Raw genomic sequence first — 545 nt, forward strand, 5'->3', positions numbered from 1 at the left:
GGCTCAGGGGCACGCACGTTTTGGGGCACAAAGGGATCCGCCCGTCCGGCCCCACTTAAGGCCCGCTGGGTTTCCTGCTCCCGATCCACCGGTGGGATCAGGCTAGAGGCAGCTTGGGTAGCCTGCAGAAGAGAAGGCACCGGCGGAGGTTGGTCGGGAGCAGTTTGGCCAAAGCCTTCGGGCAGGCTCGCCGTTTGTTGCCGGGCAAGAGCCTGCATCTGGCTGGCTCCCCGCGCCAGAGTAGCGTTCATATCCTGTTCCCAACGGCCTGAGGCGTTGAGCCGCATAACTACAGGGCTGCTGCCGCCGCGCGACTCCACCCAGATCTCGGCTTCTGTGTCGCTCAGCCGACGGGAGCGGAGGATGCGCGATCCCGGCGGCAAAAGCGGCTGCAGCGCCAGCTCCGCTTCGGGAACCGCTTGTTCGTTGGCCAAAGCAGAAGATAAACGAGGGGACAAGCACAACATGCCCCCTGCCGACAGCAGGAGGATCCCAAGTGAGAGCAGTTGGCGACCAGGCGAAGATTTCAGCATAGAGACCACCGG

The 545-nt window shown here is 63.9% G+C and carries 1 pseudogene; it reads right to left on the bottom strand.

What is annotated here, in order from left to right:
* A pseudogene (locus tag NW844_RS13140) lies at positions 1–533 on the bottom strand (hypothetical protein); the annotation flags it as partial.
* Positions 534–545: the final 12 nt, after the last annotated feature.

Origin of the sequence: Synechococcus sp. H55.2, assembly GCF_047462495.1 — a bacterium.
Classification (GTDB): domain Bacteria; phylum Cyanobacteriota; class Cyanobacteriia; order Thermostichales; family Thermostichaceae; genus Thermostichus.